Origin of the sequence: Mycoplasma sp. E35C (assembly GCF_019873825.1) — a bacterium.
Lineage (GTDB): Bacteria > Bacillota_I > Bacilli_A > Mycoplasmatales > Mycoplasmoidaceae > Mycoplasmoides.
Window position 1 is genome coordinate 883,041 of record NZ_CP068418.1, and the last position, 22,406, is coordinate 905,446.

At 28.4% G+C, this 22,406-nt stretch carries 13 protein-coding genes; 5 read left to right on the forward strand and 8 right to left on the reverse strand.

Annotated features, from left to right (window positions below; all coding sequences use genetic code 4):
* Position 1 precedes the first annotated feature (1 nt).
* Complete coding sequence (locus tag JJE79_RS03675; RefSeq protein ID WP_222926355.1) at positions 2-1,621, reverse strand: MSC_0624 family F1-like ATPase-associated membrane protein; 1,620 nt, start codon at positions 1,619-1,621, stop codon at positions 2-4.
* Positions 1,622-1,824: 203 nt separating this feature from the next.
* Here JJE79_RS03675 and JJE79_RS03680 point away from each other — a divergent pair, with 203 nt between their 5' ends.
* The gene (locus JJE79_RS03680) at positions 1,825-3,195 is read left to right on the forward strand and encodes an SDR family NAD(P)-dependent oxidoreductase (RefSeq protein ID WP_222926357.1); all 1,371 of its coding nucleotides are present in this window, start codon (positions 1,825-1,827) and stop codon (positions 3,193-3,195) included.
* A gap of 714 nt (positions 3,196-3,909) precedes the next feature.
* Here JJE79_RS03680 and JJE79_RS03845 read toward each other — a convergent pair.
* Both JJE79_RS03845 and JJE79_RS03690 read right to left on the reverse strand, forming a co-directional pair.
* The gene (locus JJE79_RS03845; RefSeq protein ID WP_255565839.1) at positions 3,910-4,038 is read right to left on the reverse strand and encodes a hypothetical protein; all 129 of its coding nucleotides are present in this window, start codon (positions 4,036-4,038) and stop codon (positions 3,910-3,912) included.
* 776 nt (positions 4,039-4,814) lie between these two features.
* On the reverse strand, positions 4,815-5,507 hold the full coding sequence (locus JJE79_RS03690; RefSeq protein ID WP_222926358.1) for a hypothetical protein: 693 nt from the start codon (positions 5,505-5,507) through the stop codon (positions 4,815-4,817).
* Positions 5,508-5,831: 324 nt separating this feature from the next.
* Between JJE79_RS03690 and JJE79_RS03695 the strand changes: the two genes are divergently transcribed.
* From JJE79_RS03695 to JJE79_RS03710, 4 genes are all read left to right on the forward strand, one after another.
* Positions 5,832-7,658, forward strand: coding sequence for a hypothetical protein (locus tag JJE79_RS03695; RefSeq protein ID WP_222926360.1), 1,827 nt, complete (start codon positions 5,832-5,834; stop codon positions 7,656-7,658).
* 166 nt (positions 7,659-7,824) lie between these two features.
* The gene (locus tag JJE79_RS03700; protein ID WP_222926362.1) at positions 7,825-9,471 is read left to right on the forward strand and encodes a hypothetical protein; all 1,647 of its coding nucleotides are present in this window, start codon (positions 7,825-7,827) and stop codon (positions 9,469-9,471) included.
* Between the two features lie 204 nt (positions 9,472-9,675).
* Positions 9,676-11,490, forward strand: a complete 1,815-nt coding sequence (locus JJE79_RS03705; RefSeq protein ID WP_222926364.1) for a hypothetical protein — start codon at positions 9,676-9,678, stop codon at positions 11,488-11,490.
* 330 nt (positions 11,491-11,820) lie between these two features.
* Positions 11,821-13,566, forward strand: coding sequence for a hypothetical protein (locus JJE79_RS03710; RefSeq protein ID WP_222926366.1), 1,746 nt, complete (start codon positions 11,821-11,823; stop codon positions 13,564-13,566).
* A 355-nt stretch (positions 13,567-13,921) separates the two neighbouring features.
* Here JJE79_RS03710 and JJE79_RS03715 read toward each other — a convergent pair whose 3' ends face one another.
* The 5 genes from JJE79_RS03715 to gltX form a co-directional block, all read right to left on the reverse strand.
* A complete protein-coding gene (locus JJE79_RS03715; protein WP_222926368.1) occupies positions 13,922-16,012 on the reverse strand; it encodes a putative immunoglobulin-blocking virulence protein in 2,091 nt (696 codons plus the stop codon).
* 109 nt (positions 16,013-16,121) lie between these two features.
* The gene (locus tag JJE79_RS03720) at positions 16,122-18,182 is read right to left on the reverse strand and encodes a putative immunoglobulin-blocking virulence protein (RefSeq protein WP_222926369.1); all 2,061 of its coding nucleotides are present in this window, start codon (positions 18,180-18,182) and stop codon (positions 16,122-16,124) included.
* A 303-nt stretch (positions 18,183-18,485) separates the two neighbouring features.
* On the reverse strand, positions 18,486-19,481 hold the full coding sequence (locus JJE79_RS03725) for a hypothetical protein (RefSeq protein ID WP_222926371.1): 996 nt from the start codon (positions 19,479-19,481) through the stop codon (positions 18,486-18,488).
* 81 nt (positions 19,482-19,562) lie between these two features.
* The gene (locus tag JJE79_RS03730) at positions 19,563-20,906 is read right to left on the reverse strand and encodes an HD domain-containing protein (RefSeq protein WP_222926373.1); all 1,344 of its coding nucleotides are present in this window, start codon (positions 20,904-20,906) and stop codon (positions 19,563-19,565) included.
* Positions 20,896-22,392, reverse strand: coding sequence for a glutamate--tRNA ligase (gene gltX, locus JJE79_RS03735; protein WP_222926375.1), 1,497 nt, complete (start codon positions 22,390-22,392; stop codon positions 20,896-20,898). The genes JJE79_RS03730 and gltX overlap by 11 nt, the downstream gene beginning before the upstream one ends.
* Positions 22,393-22,406 lie beyond the last annotated feature (14 nt).

The window sequence follows — 22,406 nt, forward strand, 5'->3', positions numbered from 1 at the left end:
ATTAATTAGCTCCTGGTTGGTTATTAAGATCATTATTATCACTTGTTTGGTTTTGGTTGATATTGTTTTTCTTCTTCTTAAAGAACACGTTTTTATTGATAACTAAATAAATGAAGTAAATGCTAATGATTACATAAATAAAGTTAACACTTAATACGACAATCAATAAAGCATATAAGATTTGGTTAATTGATAAATCTGAATTAATTGAATATAGTTCGTTATTATTATTAACTAACAAGATGTTGTTAAAAATAATCAAGAACACACTAGCCACAATCACGATTGAAGTGATGCTAAATCCAATCATTAAACCAGCTGATTGTTTATTGGCACTAATAATATAGATCAAACTAACAAACAAGGTAATTAAGCTGATGATTAATAAACTAATGTAGTTATCTGATGTGTTAAAGTTGAATTTCTTAAATTCTGATACTAAGAACAACGCCCACATTAATAACAAACTACCAGAGTGATAAATATTATTAATTACAGGAGTTTTATGTCTTCTTACTAAAAAGAAATAAATTAATCCATAAGCAACAAATAATAACACGCCAACAATTCAGAATCAGTTTTCAGCAACACCAGTTTCAACATTAACTAAACCATTGCTTGGGTATTCATTAGCTGCTAATAATTTAATAATGCCAATGATTAAAGTGATTAATATAATAAAACAAAAACTCATGGCACCATAAGCTTTGTTTTTCAAATCATCATTAATTAATTTAACAAAAACAAGTCTTAGATTTAAGATCGTATATAGGTTAGATAAGATGAATAATGTAATTGTTAAAGTCACATAAACAAATAGTAACACTGCATTATCAATTGATAATCCTGATGTTAATGAATGGATGTAATTAACAACACTATTGTTATTAAATATATATGTTTCTTGTAACTTGGTTTTATCTGGTTGATCACCACTCTTGATTAGTTGATCTAAAAAGATAAACAAGATAATTCAAGCTAATAATTTAAATGAATAACTAATTAAAATGTAAGTTAGATCTTTCTTAGATACTGGTTGAATTTTCTTGTTTAAGAAATATCCAACTAATCAATAAGCATAGTTCAAGATTACCAATAAAACATTTAATGAAACCAAGCCTAATACGGTTGATATACTTGGTGTTTTATCGACCCATCCTAATAATAAAATGCCACTAATTAAAGTTAATGACATGTATAAACTAAATCAAATCCAATAACGCTTAATTCGGTGGTTGATATTAGATACATTTTGATAATTCCATCATAATGAACTAATAAACACTAAGTATAAGCCAATTAATCTTAATAAGATATAAAAGTTAATTCCCGTGACAGTAGAATTAAAAAATTGGAACAGATTGGTAATTAAATAACGATGACTATCTTTATTATAGTCTTTGAGATAATCAACTAAAAATAAGCGATCAACTAACAATATGAAGCTGATGCTAAAGCTAAATAGAACCAAAAAGATTATTAACCGATAAAGAAAAACTAACTTGGTGTTTTGCTTAATCGAAACAACCTCTGATTTTAATGAATAAAAGGTGTTATTGTTTTGAACTTTAAATAATCTTTTAAATTTATCTAGCTTTAATGAGATTTTTTTATCAGACATTTAATATCAACTAAGAAACCAAACGCGATCAATCTACACATTAAAAACAAAGGTTTGGATCTTACTCAAACCTTATCCTATATGAGAATCTTAGAGATCTTTTATTAATCTTAATTATAAGCAATTAATTTAAATAAGACAAATATTTATAATTGCTATGTTGGTTTTTTAACTTCTTTATTTCTTATTATTAAACTTAATATATGACCAAGATTTTAATAACAGACAGCCCAGATGTTGATGAATTAAAACAACAAGAACTTGTAGATCTTGTTGTTATTGAATTCAACCAGGATTGTTTAAATAAGATTAATCAATTAAAAGATAATATTGATCAGATTTATATTTCATTAGCCCATTTTGATAACAAGATGGCTAAGTATGATGATTATGAAGAATTATGAAATGACTTAGGTAATTTCATTGATTTTCATAATCAGTTATTAAAAATCTTTGATGATAATCAAGAGATTTCTTTTATCAATCTATTAAATTACGATAAGCAAGATATTAACTTTAATTATATTTATAACAATGCTTGTTTAAGTATTTATCAATCCTTGAATCTTGAATATTTTCATAAGAATAAATACTTTCATACCAGCTTTTATGATGTGGATAGTAAATACATGGGTCCAATTATTCATAATAGCTTTATTAAGTCTTCTAGAAGTTATTATTATTTTTTAGATAAAAACTTAAAACATTCAAGAATTTTAAAAACTAGATCAAAACAAATCAATAAGGTTGATCACAGTTTAATGGTTGATGATCGCAAGAAAGTTGCGATCATCACTGGAGCTAGTGGTGGTATTGGTTATATGGTGGCTAAGAAGTTGATAAGTAATAACTGAAGGGTTTATTCTTTATCACGCCAAGCTAAAGAAGATAAAGATATTATTTATGTTGAGTGTGATTTAAAAACACCAGCTGATATTAAGAAGAAAGTTAAAGAAATTATTAACAACGAACCATTTATTGATTTGTTAGTTAATAATGCAGGCATTGGGCAATTAAGTTCAATGAATGAAGCTAATTTAGCTGCATTTAAGGATGTTTATAAATTAAATGTGGTGGCTCCAATTGTTTTAAGTAAGTTGCTGTCTGATAAGTTGTCTATTTCTAAGGGTAGTATTATTAATTTAAACTCAATCGCTTCATTCATTAACTTACCTTATGAAGGATTGTATTGTTTATCTAAGCAGTTGTTGTTAAGTTATTTTGATTCTTATTTAGATAATTTTAATAAGAAGGGGATATCGATTGGTAATATTGTGGTTGGGCCTGTTAGATCTAATTTTGAGAAAAACAAACTAACTGCTAATGTTGATGATCGCGCTTTAAAACTTAATGGGTTCTTAGAATGAGAACGTCAAAGGTTTGCAATTCCAACTAAGTGGGTAGCAAATAGTGTTTGTCGTTGGATTAAGAAGAGTAAGAAGAAAACGATTATTATTCCTGACCCTTTAACTCATATATTAAAGTTTGTTAGCAAGATTTCTACTAACAAATCAATGAATCGAACTCTGTATTACAAATACTTATTTAAGTGAAATAAGAAAACTAAAAAATAGATTGTTTAAATGATGAAGCTGCTGCTTTATCAATTATTAAAGTAATATTTTCATTGTTTTTAAGATAACTGGCAGGACAGTCGCTAGTTATCTTATTTTTTACCATGTCATGAATAGCTTGCGCTTTGAGTTAATTTTATTTGTCTAGTTCTACTATCAACTGATGATCCTGGTTGATTAAAAACAACATGTCCATTAGTCCCTAACCTAAAATCATAAAATTAATTCCACCAGCAGCTTTAATTTTGTTTTCGTAATCTAAACAGTTTTAGCAATATCACCATTATCATTTGGATAAGTTTAATTTGTTTTTATTTACATCGATATGATTAAACAAATTATCAAACATAAAGTGATAATAAAACAATTATTAGTTTTATCTATACCAACACATTCATCTAAATTAAATAAATTAACTTTTTTAAATGAAACTTATTATGATCTTTTTTAATAATAATTTACATAAAAAATAGCTATTTTTACCGTGTTTTTTTAATTATTTTATTTTTTTTAACATCAATAAAAACATTAATAATATTATTATTTTATCTAGTTGAACTATGCCTGCTAAATAGCCTTATTTTATACAACCAATATTATTTATTTTTAAATGCTGAGCTGAATCATAAGAAGCCATTTTAATTGCATCGTTTTCTCTATAACCTAGCTTAATTAAATATTTATAAGCATCATGGATTATTATTCTACTTCCAGCTATTGTATTAGTTCCTTTGAGATATAAGTGTGTAAATCAACAATTAATTGATCATAAACATCTTTATTGGTTAATAAAGCTTGAACAATTATGGGTTTTCTAATATCAACACTTACATCGAATTTCATAAACCATAAACTATAGCATCTGTTATTAAAAAAATTATTACTAATTATCAAATAGTTGTTTTACATTTTCTTTTGTTGGTTTAACTAAATATCTGGTTTATCTGCTTCTTTTTTTCTAATTATAAAAAGTTCTTGTATGTTAATTTATGTCAAATTTACCGTATATTTTTGTTTTTTTTATTTTCTTTATTTAGTTAAATATCTTATTATTTTGTTGATAAGTTATGGCTGTTAACATAAATGACATAGTCCTTTTTTTTTTTTTTTAGCTAAATTGTGTGAAATGATTTCTAAAGCTTTTGAACTTTCCATCAAATAATATCCAACAACCTATCATTATCTAATCTACCTAATAAAGCTAAATTAATTATTAAGCTTATGGTGGTTGAGGTAATATTGTTGATTATAAGAACCCTTTAACTCGTTTAAGATATATTGTTAAAAATGCTTCAAAAGTTAATAAAAAAGATCTTAAGAAAGCTGGCGTTTTTGGTGTAGTAAGAGTTTAAACACTTCAGCCAAAATAATTGTTGATCCTGAAAGAGAATCATAAAATTCTGAAATAACATCTAATATAAAGGTGGATTTAACTTCATAAAATTCAAGAAAAATATTACAGATATTAATAACTTTTTCATATAAAAAATGCTATTTTTAACGTAGAATTTATAAAAAATAGCTCAAAAGCAATAAAAAAACTAGGTTATTAAAACATCTTTTGTTTTAAGTATCCTAGTTTTTTAGTATTAGCTTATGAATTTTAATTAATCAATCACTTAGAACGGGATAAAAGTATATGAATTTAGTTTATCAATTGAAACTTCTTTTTTAACTTTTTTATTTAATACAAACAGTGAACTAAAAGGCAATAAAATTAATAATCTTTTTTCATTAATAATAACTGCTTTCAACTGAAGTGTGAACAAGTAAAGAACTGCTAAGAATCAAATAATATTTCAACCCATTCAACTAAGTAATCCAGTTCATACAAAAAGCTCTACATTTATTTCCAGCATTCAAGTTCTTTCTTTAAAAGTTTCAAATAAAGGGTTAATGTATGACTCAGAATAATTAAATCTATTTGATCTAGCATAAACGTTGTTAACATCTTTAGGAGCAATATTACCTTCAGTTCCTAATATAACGAAAAATATTACTAAAATAAGAGTTAATAATAAAACAAACTCTAAAACTTCAATAAAAGTAAAGAAGCCAATTTTTTTAGATTGTTCTAGTCTATTTAATTTTTTAAAATGGTTTTCATTTTTTGGAAGAAAAATAAATAAGAAACCAAAAATTATTATTAGTATTGTTGTGCCTAATGGAGCATATCGAAAAATGCTGTTTTCATAATGATCATTTCCAATTTCTCAATCTCAAACATTGTAAATAAAAAATGAAGCAGTTATACACAAGGCTATGTATATTAAAACGAAGTAAAGATACTTGCTTTTAAAAAGTTTGAACATATTTATCTATTTTCTATTGTATATAAGTGAAACTTAAAACTTCTAAATTCCATCTCATAGTTCTTAAATTATCTATTGCTATTTCAAAATTATAATAACCATATTTAGGAATTTTTATTTTAATAAAATTGATTAATTTTGCGTTAATTTTAAGTAGGAATACTTAGAATAACTCTAACAATATTATTATGTTTTTCATGGTTTTAAAAAACCTGAAAAGTTAAAACAGACCCTTTTAAAAAAATAAAAAAAGGATATAATGGCATTTAGATTATTAATGTTGTTATATATAAGTTTATTAAAAAAGTTATTAAATTATAGTTCATGAAAAAATCTAGAATTTTAAAGCTAGCTAGCCTTTTCTCTGTATTAGGCGTTTCTTCTCTAGTTGTAGCTTCATGTGCAAAAGCATCAGATAGATCTAATGCTCCATATAGACAAATTCAAGGTGGTGAAAATGATCAAAAAGATAATTCTAAACCAGCTACTGATGTTGAAAAGTTAGAACAATTAATCAAATCATTATCACCTGAATCATTTAAGTTGATTGATACTTCAAACAATAATGCTAATGTTGAATTTAGCAGTATTGAAGCTGATACTGTTAAAGCTGAAACTAAATATAGTTTTCAATTAAAAGATGTTAGTGAAATTCCACAAGGTTGAACTCCTGTAATCCAAATTAAAGATTCAGATAATAAAAAAGGTGTAGTTCAAGTTCAAATACAATTTACAAAAGGTAATGAAAAAACATCTGATAGACTTGTTGAAATTAATGGTTTCAAATCACTTTCAACAGCTATTATGACTGCTTTGTTCTCAGATGCAGCAATTCCAACTGAATACAAAGGAGTTAATAAAAAAGCTTTAAATATTGGTGATATTAAGTTTGTTAAATTATCTGAAATTAACAAACAAAAAGAATTAGCTGCTACTCCAGCTGAATCAGTTGAATCAACTGATAGTCAATCATCATCAACTGATACAAGTTCACAACAAAGTCCTGAAACTAAGCCAGAAGGTGAAACTCAAACCCAAGGTGAAAATCAAACTCAAGCTGAAAACCAAACTCAAGGTAATGATGAAACTGAAGGAGCTACTTTACGTGAAGAAGCTCAACCAGCTATCATGACTAATGGGTTCCAAGAAACTTTTGCTCAAACATTTGGTGAACAAGGCATTAACAAAGATGCAGTTACTAAGATCAAAGAATACAAATCTGATTTCAAAGCAGAAGATCTATACTTAACAGGTGCTGCAGCTGTTGATAGTTTATGACAAAATCAAGATGATAAATCAGTAAGTTTTTACTTAACATCTAAAGATGAGCAAAACCCATTAAAAATTAAATCTAAAACTGCTCCAGAAGTAGATGTAGTAATTCCTGGTATTGTTGTTAAAAACATTATGCCTGATGATGTAAAAATCTCAGTTAGCAAAATTGATCTTCCTGATGTTAATTACAATCCAGAAAATGCTTCAAACTTAGAAGCTTATAAAACAGTTATTGCTAGCCAACAAGAAGGTGATGCTGATAAATACAAACTTGAAAACGATCAATTATTTGCAACTGTAAGTGGTAAGGATTACAAGATCAACCCAATTCAAATTCCTTATATCCCTCAAAAGAGTAACCACAAAGTTTTATTCAAAGCTAGATATATTTTTGATGGAAAAGTTGTTAACAACGACTTCTGAACAACAAAAATTGCATTTAAGAAAATCGTTGGAAACGGAAGTTTAACTTCTGATGCAGTTAGCATTAAAGAATTAGCTGATGAAACTAACAATAAAATTAGCTACTTCAACAATTTAAAAGAAAACATTCCATCAGGAGAAAATATTACTGACAGATTCTTCTGAATGGGTGTTGGTAACAATGGTGTAACTGATCCTGAAACTCAGAGTCCAGATATCGACATTACAGGCGATGCTAACTCAGATAGTGGTGAAGGTGTTGCTCAGTTAGTTAACTGAAAAGAAACTTCAGAAAAGAAAAATGAAGAAGAATTATTAGATTCAAATAAAAACGACGCAACCAACTACATCTTATACACAAGAATTAAATATAATACTGATAAAGATAATTATGGTTATAGTTGATCTAACCAAGTAACTTTATTACACATCAACGCACCAATTAAAAAGTAATTTAAAAATTACTTAAGAACATAAAACATATTCGTTTATCTAACATAGATAGGATTGAATATGTTTTTTATTTTAAAATTTATATAAATAGGGTTTTGTAACCTAAACCCTTTTTAAAAGGGATATATTGTCCTTATAAAGTTATTAATCTTATTATTTTGTTTTCATGAAAAAGAATAGAATTTTAAAACTTGCAAGCGTTTTTTCAGTGCTTGGTATTTCTTCTTTGATAATAGCTTCTTGTTCACAAAATGTTCAACGCAACCCAGGATATAAAAACCCTAACCCACCAGATTTAAGAGATCCATCAGATCAACCTGGTTTAGTTGACTCATCAAACCCAATCAATGAAACTCAAATGTTACAAGAATTAATTAAGGGTTTAGATGCTTCTTCATTTAAATTAGTTAATACTCAAAACAACAATGAAGATGTTGAACTAGAATCACTTGAAGCAGAAACCGTAAGAAATGATGCTCATAAATATAATTTCTTATTAAGAGATACATCTAATATTCCCGCTGAATGAACTTATGAAGTTAATATTACAAATACTAATACCAGAAAAGGGTTAGTATTTGTAGACATTCAATTTAATAAAGAAAACTTAGATCCTGTTAAATCAGAAAATTCAATTGAAATTGATGGGTTTAAGTCGTTGGCTACAACTATTAAGAAGAATTTATTTAGCAAAATTGATCTTGGTGAAGAATATAAGTTATCTAATAAAACTGCTTTAAATGTCGGTGATGCTAAGTTTGCTAAATTAGGAGCTATCAATCAACAAAATAATGAAAACGGCAATGGGTTGCAATCTGCTTTTGCTGAAACTTTAAAAGATAGTGGTTTAAACAAAGAAGGTATTGATAAGATTAAAACCACAGAAACCACATTTAACGGTGATGATTTATTCATTACAGGTGAAGCTGTTGTTGATTCGATTTGAAAAAACGAAACTGATAAGTCAGTTAATTTCTATCTAACTTCTAAATACAATGTTGATCCATTAAAACTTAGATCAAAAACTTCTGATGATGTTGATATAACTATCCCTGGTATTGTTGTCAAAAACATTATGCCTGATGATATAAAGATCAGCGTAAGTAAGATTAATGTAGAAGGTGTTGAGTTTGATCCAACTAACCAATCAAATCTAGAAGCATATAAGAAAATTGTTGAAGGTGATCAACAAGGAAATGATAAGTATAAGATTGAAAATGATCAATTATATGCTACTGTAAGTAACAAAGATTATAAGATTAATCCGATCCATATTCCTTATATTCCTCAGAAGAGTAATCATAAGATTTTATTTAAGGCTAGATACATTTTTGATGATAAAGAAATGTATACTGATGCGTTTAGCACTAAGATTGCCTTTAAGAAGATTATTAATGAGAGCTTAACATCTGATGCAGTTATGATCAAAGAGCTTTCAGATACTGAAAATAACAAAATTAATTATTTCGGTAATTTAGCGATTGATTATCCAACTGGAAGTAACATTTCTGATAGATTCTTCTGAATGGGTGTTGGCGGCAATGGTGTAACTGAACCAGGTCAACAAAGCCCTGATATTGAAATCGTTGGACCTGATAATTCAGATGAAGGTGATGGCGTTGTTCAAATGGTTAACTGAAAAGATAAATCAAACACAAACAACGCTAGAGAATTAGTTGACTCAAATAATGGTGAAGCAAGTAACTACATCATATATGCAAGACTTAAATACAATAAAAATGCTAGTGATTTAGGTTATAACTGAGCCAACCAAGTAACCATCTTACACATTGATGCACCGATTGAAAAATAATTAAAATCTAAGAAAAAAGCAAAAACATATTCACCTATTTTTTACCAATAGTTTGAATATGTTTTTTTCTGTTTATGTTCTTTATTTTTGCTATTTATTTTCATTATTTTTCCATTTTTCTTTCAATTTGCTCTTGCAAAAAAAAAAAAAAAGGATATACTGCCTTTTAGTTATTAATGTTATTAAATGTTATTAAATTTTTAAATGAAAAAGAATAAGATTTTTAGATTCGCAAGTGCTTTATCTGTGCTTGGAATCTCTTCTTTAGTTATATCTTCGTGTTCACAAGCACAAGATAGCAAAAAACCTGAACCAAAACCAGCGCCTGGTGGCGGAAATAATCAATCAGATCAAGGTAATCCTGGTGGTGGAACTAATCCAGACAACGGAACTAACCCAGGTAATCAAACTAAACCACAAAACGAAGCTGATCAAGTTAAAAGCTTAATCGATGGTTTAAATGCTTCATCATTTAAGTTAGTTGATACAACTAATTCAAATCAAGATGTTGAATTAGACACTGTTGAAGCCCAAACAGTTAAGAATGATACTAAATACTCTTTCTTATTAAGAGATGTTAGCCAAATTCCATCTGGTTGAAAATATGTAGTTAAAGCAACGGATGCTGATACTAAAAAAGGTGTAGTTCAAGTAGATGTAGAATTTACTAAAGATGGCGTAGATCCAGTTAAATCTACTAAATCTATTGAAGTTGATGGTTTCAAATCACTTCCTACAACTGTTAAAAACAGTTTCTTTACCAAAGTTGATCTTGGTGAACAATACAAGGGAGCTAACAAAACTGCATTAAATGTTGGTGATGTTAAGTTCGCTAAACTATCTGAAATTAATAAAGAAAAAGCATTAGAAGAAAAAACTCAAACTGAAGCTCCTGCTGCTGAAAGCACAGAAGGAACTTCATTACGTGAAGAAGCTCAAGTTACTATAACAACTAACGGTTTCCAAACTGCTTTCATGGAAACATTACAAGACAGTGGTTCAAACAAAGCTGCAGCTGACAAGATTAAAGAAACTGAACCTACCTTCAAAGCTGAAGATCTATACATCACAGGCCAAGCTACTGTTGATAGCATTTGACAAAATACAGATGAAAAAACTGCTAACTTCTATTTAACATCTAAAGATCCAGCTCACCCATTAAAACTTAAATCTAAAACATCACCAGAAATCGATATTACAATTCCTGGAATCGTTGTTAAAAACATTCTTCCAGATGATGTAAAAATTTCTGTAAGCAAAGTTAATGTTGAAGGTGTAAGCTTTGATCCCGCAAACCAATCAAACTTAGAAGCTTATAAAAAAGTAGCTGAAGGTGAACAAGAAGGAATTGATAAATATAAGTTTGAAAACGATCAATTATTTGCAACTGTAAGTAATAAAGATTACAAAATCAACCCTATTCACATTCCTTACATTGCTCAAAAGAACAATCACAATATTTTCTTCAAAGCTAGATATATCTTTGATGATAAAGATATGTTCACTGATGCATTCACAACAAAAATTGCTTTCAAGAAAATTACTCAAAATGATAGTTTATCTTCAGAAGTAGTTAGCATCAAAGAATTAGCTGATCAAAATAATAACAAACTTGAATACTTCAGCACATTAGTTAACGAAAAACCAGATGGTGGAAATATCGTTGATAGATTCTTCTGAACAGGTGTTGGTCCAAACGGTGTAGTTGCTGACGGTCAACAAAGCACTGATACAGAAATTTCAGGTGACCAAAATAAAGATGATGGTGAAGGTGTTGCTCAAATGGTTAACTGAAAATCAGAATCAAATGCTAATAACCAAGAAGAGTTACTAGACTCAAACAAAAACGCTGCAACTAACTACATCATTTACACAAGAATTAAATACGCTAAAGATGAAAGTAATTATGGTTACAGCTGATCTAACCAAGTAACTATCTTACACATCGACGCTCCAACTTCTACTTCTGATGCTGCTGCTACAACTACAACAGACACAGCATCATCAGAAGAAAAATAAGCTTAATAAAACTTATTAAATAACAACATATAAAAAACATATTCATCTATTCTTTTTAGATAGTTTGAATATGTTTTTTTCTATTTATTTTCGTTATTTTTCCTATATATTTTTATAGTTTTTACTTTATATTTCAAATATTTTTTCTATCTTTTTTCATTATTTTTTTCTTATATGTTTTTTTAGTTTTTCTTATATATTCCATCTGTTTTTTCTATTTATTTTCATTATCTTTCTTCTTTTTCGCCAAGATGGTTCCTTGAAAAAAAAAAAAAAAACTATAAACTTGCTTTTAGTTATTAATGTTATTAAATGTTATTAAATTTTTAAATGAAAAAGAATAAATTATTTAGATTAGCAAGCGCTTTATCAGTGCTTGGTATTTCTTCATTAGTAATATCTTCATGTTCACAAGGTGTAGATAAAAAAGAAAATCCTACTAAACCTATTGTGACAAATCCATCAGATCAACCTAATCCAAATGGTGGAACTAATCCAGGGAATAGTAACCAACCATCTAAACCTAATACTGAATCTGATAAGTTAAAAGAATTAATTAAAACATTAAATGCCTCATCATTTAAATTAATTGATACAACTAACAATTCAGAAGTTGATCTAAGCACTGTTGAAGCACAAGCTGTTAAAGATAGTGGTGCTAAATACAAATTTGAATTAAAAGAAACTAGTGGAATTCCTTCAGGTTGAACTACTAAGATTAGAATTGGTGATGCTGATACTAAAAAAGGAAGATTAGAAGTAAATGTTGAATTTACTAAGGATGCTAATACTTCAGTAAAATCAGAAAGTTCTATCGTTATTGATGGCTTTAAATCACTTTCAACATCTGTTAAATCTGCATTGATTACTAGCACACAAATTGGTGGTGCTGAAAATCAAACTAATAAAATGGCATTAAATGTTGGTGATGTTAAGTTTGCTAAATTAACAGACATCAACAAACCAACTGCATTACAAACTCAAGAATCACAACCTGCTGTTGAAACTAGAAGTTCTTCAAGATTACTTGAAGATGATCAAGCTAGCAGCATAATGACTAATGGTTTTCAATCTGCTTTTGCTGAAACATTTAAAGAAGGTGGAGTTAATAAAACTGCTGCTGATAAGATTAAAGAATCTGAATCTAGCTTCAATGCTGATGACTTATATTTAACTGGATCAGCAACAATTGATAGCTTATGACAAAATGATGATAAATCTGTAAGCTTTTATTTAACTTCTAAAGAAGCAAATAATCCATTGAAATTAAAATCTAAATCTTCAGAAGATCTAGAAGTAATCATTCCAGGTATTGTTGTTAAAAACATTATTCCTGATGATGTAGAAATTTCTATTAGTAAAGTTGATGTTGAAAACGTAAAATTCAACCCACAAAACCAATCAAACCTAGAAGCATATAATCAAATTATTGCTAAACAAGAAGGTGATGGTGATAAATATAAAGTAGTGGATAATCAATTATTTGCAACTGTAAATAATAAAGATTACAAAATCAACCCAATTCACATTCCTTATATTCCTCAAAAGAGCAATCACAAAATCTTATTTAAAGCTAGATACATCTTTGATGGCAAAGTTGTTAATAATGATTTCTGAACAGCAAAAATTGCTTTCAAGAAAATCACTCAAAACAGCAACTTATATTCATCAGCAGTTCAAATCAGTGAATTATCTGATGAAAAAAATAAACTTACTTACTTCAATAGCTTAACTGATGAAAATCCATCAGGTCAAGATGTTTCAGATAGATTCTTCTGAATGGGTGCACCAAACAGTGTAACTGAAACAAATATGTATACTGAAAATAAAGAAATTGAAGGTCAAGAAAACTCAGATTCTGGTAATGGTGTAGCTCAAATGGTTAACTGAAAAGAAAATTCTAATTCAGATAACTCACAGGAATTATTAGACTCAAACAAAGATATTGGAAGTAACTATATCTTATACACAAGAGTTAAATACACTAAAGCTAGTGAACAATATGGTTATAGTTGATCTAACCAAGTAACTTTATTACACATAGATACACCTGATCCTGAAGGTGCTGAGGAATAAATAAAACAGGTTAATAATCTAAACATATTCAACTATCATTCAGATAGATTTGAATATGTTTTTTTATGCTTATGAGCGTATAAAAATACATATTATTTTAGATAAGAAAATAATATGGATAAAATCATTAATTTAGTTGTTTTTTACGATTATTTTGATAATTCTTCTTATTTTATGTAAGGCTTTTAATTATTAATTAAAACGATTTTTAATAACTTAATTAATGCGTTATTTTAGTTAGAAATATCAACTACTTTAAAGCTATAAAAAAGAACAATCATTTTTAGAAGTTCGATTAATAACATAAAGATATAGAGCAAAAAAATATCAGGCATTAAATGCCTGATATTTTTAATTAAGAAGAAATTTTACTTCCTTTTTTAGGTTCACCAATTGCATTAAATCTGTTATCTATTTCAAAGATATTAGGTTTTTCTGTTTCTGCTGCTTTTTTACCCAATTTTTTAACTGAAACACCTTGAGCAACTTGTGATGAAGATAATGAACCAATTAATTTATCATCTTCAACATAAATGCCTTGTCTGAATGAACCACCCTTAATTGCATATTTAATAAATGTTTGTAAGTCTCTTAAACCACTTTGACTTAATTTAGCTTCTTGTATAGTTCCTTTAATAATTAAAGTTGGAGGTTGATCACCTGATTTACCAAAGTTAATAAATTTACCACGTTCTGGTTGATAACTCATTGCCTTAGTTCATTGTGAGTTATTAAATTCTGATAAATCATAAACAACTCTAGATCCTGATTCATCTTTTGTAATTAAATCAGTAGATAATCTTACAACTTGTAATTCAGCATCTCGTAAGTTTAGACCTTTGAATGAACGAATAATTGGGGCATTACTAAAGTCTCAAACAACTGGTTTACCACCTTTACCTTGGTGGTTACCTTGGAAGATTCTTTCTGTTCTTCTATTGAACGCAATATCAATACCTTCTTGAACACGTTTATAGTCATCATTACGGTCAAATCTAAGAGCTGAGAAGATTGGTGTTGATGCTACTTTTGTTCCAGGAGCAAAATCACGAACATTGTAAGCATCAAGTGATGGTATAAAGTTAATGTGTTTGATTGCTAAAGGATTAATTCCTCATAGACCACCAACAACACTGTTACCACCAGCTGATGTATAAATATTTAATTCTTTAATATGTTTATCTTCTAGACCTAATAAAGAGCGAGTGTCGGCATTATCAATAAATAATGTTAATGATTTAACATTTGTAGGTAAACTCTTTAAGATGTCATAAACATCTCTTGTCGTATTTTTACCAATATTTTCTAATACAACACCAACATCATCTGATGTTTTAGCTGCTTTTTTAACAAATTCAATAAACTTGTCATAACCACTAGTATTAATTACATCTAATACGAAGTAGTTAACTGGTTTTCTGTCTTTGTATAGTGGTAATGAAGGATCTTCTGGTGTGTATTGGCGAACTGTAATACCATCATCAGCAGTAATGCCGTATTCTTTATTACCAATAAATTCTTTGGTAACATCAGTCTTCTTCCAACCCTTAAAGTTTCCTTTAAGAATTTCTTCAGGCGACTTGTTAGCATGATAATCACTTGTTGATAACAAGCGTTTTTCATTAGACTTCTTGTAGTATTGATAGTAAGGGTTTTCATCATCACTTTGGAACCCTCAAGTGATTGTTGTATTTGGTGGATCTAGTTTTAAATAACGGTTTGTTTTAGCTGAATCAATAATGTCTTGTTCAGTAATTCTATTTAAATCATTAATTAATTCTTCAATTGGATATTTAGTTCTTCCGTCTTCGTTACGTTCTTTAAATAAGAATTCTCAATAATCATTAAAGTGTTCAGGGTTTTTATAACCTGTCAGTTTTAAAAGAACTTGTTTATTAGCTTCAGTATTTAAGCTTTGAATGTTTCCACCCTTAAAGATGTTTTTTAATGTATTTAGTTTGCTTCTAGAAGCTGAAATAACTGCAGAAAGCTTATCCCCACTAATTGTTTGAGCATTTGGATCATAAGGTAAAACTGGAGTATCAGCATCTAATCCATAATCAGATGATTGATAAACAACTGTTTCAGGTGCTACTTCTGGAGACAATTCAATAGTTGGATCTAATGGTGGTAGATCTGGTTCAAATTGTGGTCTTGGTTCTTCTTGGTTAGGTTGTTCTGGACGATCTACAACTGGTCTGAAGTCTGGTTTTGGTTGTTTAGGGATATTTTCAGTATTAAAATCACGGTTAGAATCATACTGGCTACCAGTGTTTTCTAACTGTTTTAATTCAATATTTTTATCACTTCGATTAACAAGACTGGCTTGTTCTGAACCAATTCTTTGGGAATAAATAACTCCAGTTGTAACAACACCACCAGCTGCAATAGCTGATGTGCTAAGTGAAATTATTTTTATAAGCTTTCTTTTTTTAGAACTTAACATTATTAATATTAATGATTAAACATCAAAAGCTCATTAAATAACACAAATCTATTTTTAATATCTATTATTAAACCTTATTATAACTTAATATTTTGATTAAAACAATTGATTAGGACTTCTTGATAGCTTTACCAATTGAGTTTAAGTTAGGATCTTTTTTGAAAATATTACTTTCGTATTTATTAAGTTTATCTTCTGGTAACACAGTCACATTTACTGTATTTCTTTCAGAAGCTGCTGCTTCTCTAATCTTCTTAGCTATAAATTCAGAAGAAACATAAATTGTTCTGAATGCTGCACCATTTGTTGTGTATTTAACAAATGTTAATAGATCTTGTAATGATCCAGCTTCTAAGGTGTTTTCTGCACCTTTAAGGATTAATATTTGTGGAGCAGCATCATGTTCACGATCACGGCCAAAATAAATATAACGTTTTTGGTAAGATGGTTGATATTGCATTGCAGCTGTTCATTGTGAGTGATTAAATTCACTTAAATCATAAACAACAGCTGAGTTACCATCGATGCTACTAATTAAATCCTTAGATAAGATTACTTCTCTTAATTCTGCATTTTTAACATCTAGGTTTTGTAAGCTTCTAATAATTGGAGCATCAGCAAAGTCTCACTTAACTGGTTTAGCACCTTCACCTTGATGAGTTCCTTGGAAGATTCTTTCATCTCTTCTAGCAAACGCAACATCTAAACCTTCTTGAACACGTTTGTAATCATCATTACGGTCAAATTTTAAAGCCGTAAAGATTGGTGTTGAAGCTACTTTTGTTCCAGCAGCATAACTTGAACTTACATTATATCCAGTAGCTAATGAAGGGATAAAGTTAGTGCGTTTGAATGCTAATGGGTTAATTGATCAACCTTCAGATATTGCATTTCCAGTTGTATAGATATTAAGTTCTCTTAGATTTCTATCTTCTAAAGCTAATAATGATGTTGTGTTTCCATTTTCAATGAAAACAGTTAATGTTTTAACATTCTTAGGTAATGACTTAATAATGTCATAAACATCACGGTCTTGGTGTTTCTTACCAATGTTTTTTAAAACAACACCCATTTCTTTGTTTTCATCTTCTGCAGCAACTTTTTTGATGAAATCAATGAATTTCTCATAACCTGTTGTTGTATCAACATCTAATACAAAGACATTTAGATCACTCTTACCTTTGTAGTAAGGATCGTTCTTATCTGTTGGGGTATAGCTTCTTACAGTAATACCATCACTAGCATTAATTCCGTATTTAGAACCAAAATATTTTGCACTGGTATCTGTCTTAGTTCAACCTTGGAAATCACCCTTTAAAATATCATCTGGGCTGTCGTAGTTAGTTCTATTACTTGTTCCCAATACACGGTGAGAGTTTACTTTCTTGTAGTAATTCATAATTGGGTTCTTGCTATCATCTTCATAACCAAATGTTACTGTTGTATTATCTGGAGCATCTAGTTTTAGAATTCTACCAGTATACGCTTCACTCTTTAACATTCGATTAGCCACTTGAATAGAAGTTAATAAATCTTCGTAAGCATGAGCAGTTCTTCCATACAAATTACGTTCTTTGAATAAATCTTCATATCAAACATTGAAGATTTCAGCAGTCCCTTTGTAATTAAGAAGTTTTCTTAGTGCTTCACGATTGGCATCTGACTTACCAGCTTTAATATTAGATTCAATTCCTTCAATTCTCTTCTTAGAACGATTATATAAAGCTGTAGCCTCAGCTTCAGACAAAACTGGTTTATCCAAATTATTTGGCATCTTTGGCACTTCTTTATCTAAATTGTAATCTTCATGTTCGTAAGTTACATATTTAATTGCCGTAGTTTTAGCCAAATTATTTGGTTCATCAATTACTAATGGTTCAATCGGTTTTGGAGTTTCTGGTTTTGGTTGTTCAGGAGTAACATTAACTGGTAAATCTTCTTGCTGTTTATCTAATTTATCAGTATTAACATCATTATTAGAATTATAGCGATCTTCTGCCTTCACGCCATTTTCTAATCTTTGTGTATCACTTCTTTGAACTAAAGTTTCATCAGAAGAGCCAATGTTATTGGCATATAAAATTCCTACAGTGGCAGTAGCACCAGCTATAACTGATGTTGTGCTGAGTGCTACTAATTTAATGATTTTTCTTTTTTTAGAACTTAACATCTATTTAAAATGATTAATCACTAAATAACAAATAATATTTAAATATCTTTTTCAAGATTATTTACTAGCTTTTATTATAAGCATTATTTTTAAATATTCAACCTTATAAGTAATAATGATTTTAAAAATAATCTGATTATGCTTATAAATAATCAAAATCTGGTTAACCTGATTTTGATTAAACCAAAGCATACTATGTTGATCAAATCTAGGCCTTTAATTAAACATTCAACAAAAAATACCAATTCATCAAAAATTGGTATTTTTTAACAAACTTTCTTTACATAAATTATCAACCAACAACTAAGCTAATTTAGCATCATTATTATTTCTTATGATCTTAAATAAATCAGTATTTTCTTTTTTAAGATTATTAATTTGATTATTGTAATTAATAAGACTAATCACTCAAGCTAACATAAGCATAAGAATATTAAAAACAACCAAACCCATTAAGATAATAAAAAATGTATTTATTGAAATATCAATTAGTTCCATTCAATGAACAGTTAAATATAACTGTCCAAAGATCATTAATGAAATTATTGAAATGCTAAATACTAAGTAATGAACAATTCAATAAAAATATAATCAGCGATTATATTTGTTAATAATTTTTTGATCTAACAGGTTTTCTAAATACTTAATAAAACCAATAAAGATGTATGAACTAAATTTGATTTCATTATTAAAACTTAATAATGCGTTTGATAGCCCCATATAATCTAAGAAAATTGCGCTAACAAAAACATTCTCGCTATCTTTATTATCTAGATTATTAATTCTTTGTTTTTGATAAGAATTATTAATTAAAAATGTATCTAGTTTATATCTTGATCGTTTACATAAAGAATAAATCAGATTTTGTTTATATTGATTTAGTTCTTTAATGTTAATTAAGGATTGATCAACAGAAGCATAAATGGAATTTTTAATAATCAAATGCTTAACTAAATAAATTAAAGTTATTGATATGATTAAGAATCCATAAAATCAAAAAGTAGCTCAGATGATGATTAATAAATAAAATGTAGAAATGTTTTCAAAATCAAATTCTTTACCTGATAAAACTGCACCAAGTATAATCCAAATTACATAACCAAATGACATAACGATAACTGGTGCTAATGAATATTTCTTAAATATTTCTTTAAGATGTTTAGCATTAATTAATCCGCTTCATGCTTTGCAAACATCATAAAACAGCAAAGTATTTAAATAAGGGATAAGAACAAAAATCCATGGGATTTTTGTTTGTTTAAATTTATATACAAATCAACTATCTTTAGATTGGTTCATGTTTGAATTTTAAAACATTGTTTTTAATGTTTAAAAACAAATTTAAGGATAATGATCTTATTTGTTAAAAATAAAAGATGCTTAATTATTTAGTTTGTTATATTGGTTTTGGATTTGTCTAAACTCTTTGTGTTTTTTATTTGCTTGAGTTCAATCAAAAATAATTAAGTGGTTAAATGATTCTGGATTGTTGATATTTAAGATCTTAGAGAACTTGGTAATTGGATAAAATTTCTTAAGATTGTTATCAATAATATTAATTCCCAAAGAATTAGATGATTGGTTGTAAAAATTCTTATCTTTATAACTTTGTTTAACAACAAAGTATTGTGGATGATCAATGATTTTTTTAAGTTGGTTGTAAATATCTTCACGTTTTAATTGATCATCAAATGATCAGATCACAAACTTATTGTCTTCAAAATAATTACTTAATAAACTCTTAAGGATTCAATCGTTTGTTTGTCGTCATTGAACAAATAAGAAGGTATTGAAATAATCATCAGTTAAGTATTTATATAAGCTTAAATCAACCTTATCATGTTGGTTGTTGATTAGTAATGCTTCAAATAATTGTTTGATGATGTCAAATGAACCAAAGTCAAATTGATCTTCTTTAATTAGATCAATAATACGACGAATTGATAAGGTAATTGATCGTTCTAAACCAACGCTTTTGTGGTTGTAATAAACCGACTTATACATGTGATAACGACCAATTAATAAGCTTTCAATTGTTGTGATTGCTTTCTTTTCATACCCAACTTGTTTAGACTTGGGATCATAAACAATTCAACGATCTAATAGTTTAGAATCAATGGTTCCATACGTTGCGCCTGTGTGGTAAGAATCACGCATCAAATAATCAATGCGGTCAGCGTCAAGTTCTGATGAAATTAGTTGTTGCATCCACACTGGTCGTTTTTTAAGTGAAGAATTTTTCTTATCAATTAATGCAGCAACGTCATGTGGATCAACATTATTTTCTTTTAAGATGTTGTAGATTTCACCATGTTTATTAAGGATCAATCTGGCAGTCATTTCTTCATGGTTAAAACGTTCTTGATCATCATCAAGACACTTGTTCATGTAGAATTCAAAACCATGAGAATGCGGTCCGTGACCTAGATCGTGCAACAACCCAGCACACATTAAAGTTTGTTTGTCATAGTCACTAACTTTTTTAAAAGTTGGGTTACTTAACATTCTTCTTAATAACTCATAAACACCCAAACAGTGCGAGTATCTTGTGTGCGAAGCCCCAGGAAAAAGGTTACTAGATAACCCTAGTTGTTGTAATCGTTTTAAACGCAAAAACTCAGTTGTTTTTGTCAGTTCATACATCCATGCTGTTTCATTGTTAAAAACAATTTCATTATGGATTGGATCTTTAATATAAAAAGGACGATTAGTTTTATTTTGCATCACTTAAATATTTGATGGCATCATCAAGGTTCTTGATGATGTTTTGTTTACTATATAAAGCAATTACTTTATTTAGTTCTGGACCGTGTTGTTTGTTTGATATCACCATTCTTAATGGCATATATAAATTCTTACCAGTTAATGGTTTATCCAAATTAACATCTTCTAATGTTGTTTGTTTTGATAACCAACTAATAATATCTTTAATAGCATGTTCATCAATTTCATTTAAAGCTAAAATTTTAGCTTTAAATGCTGATAGTAATGTTTTGAAATGAACATTAGATTTTAAGAAAGTTAATTCTTCTTGATTTAGGTTTTTTAAATCAACAGTGGGAACAAAACTTTCTTTAATTAAATCATTAATTTGATATCCATACTGCAGTTGTTTTTTAAACATCAAACAGATTTCATTAATGTGGTTTTTGATTTCAGAATATTCGTTTAAATCAACGTATGGTTTGATGAAGGCTAAGTATAAAACATCATCCATATTTTTGATGTATTCTGAAGATATTCAGTTTAGTTTTTTAATGTCAAAAAATGACGGTGCAGCACTTAGGTTTTTGATTGTAAACGCTTTAATTAAACTTGGTAAATCTAAGACTTCAACATTATCTGGATGTGATCATCCTAATAAAGCAATAAAGTTTACCAATGCTTCTGGTAAATAACCTTTTTTTCTAAAACCTTCAACGAATTGTTCAACAGCTAGATTACGCTTAGATAACTTCTTACCTGTTTCATCAACAATAATTGATAAGTGACCATAAACAAATTCATCATTAAAACCTAATGCTTCTTTGATGGCTAATTGGTATGGTGTATTTGATATGTGCTCTTCTCCACGTAAGATGTGTGAAATTTTCATATCATGATCATCGATTACCACGGCAAAATTATATGTGGCAATCCCGTTAGATTTTAAGATCACGGGATCACTCATTGAACTGGTATTAAAAATTAAATCACCACGGATTAAATCAGTTCAAGAATATTCTTTATTATCTTTTAGAGCTAAACGAATGGTAAATGGAATATTGGCATCCATTTTTTGTTTAATTTCATATTCAGATAATCTAAAGCATTTTCTTGAATAAACAGGTGTCTTGTGTTGTTTTAATAAATCTTCACGGTTTTTTTGTAATTCTTCTGAAGTGCAAAAACAACGGTATGCTTTTTTTTGTTCTAAAAGTTCATAAGCATATTTTTTATATACTTCAAACTTTTCAGACTGACGATACGGACCGCTTTGAGTGGGATTTCATATTGATTCGTCTGCAAAAATATTTAGTCACTTTAAATTATAAAGTTGGTTTTCAGCACCGTCTTCAACGTTTCTTTCAACGTCGGTATCTTCAATTCTAACAATAAATTCACCATTGTGATGCTTGGCAAATAAATAATTAAATAATGCTGTTCTAGCACCACCAATGTGGAAATAACCAGTAGGTGATGGAGCGTATCTAGTTCTAATTTTTGACATAATTAAACAATATA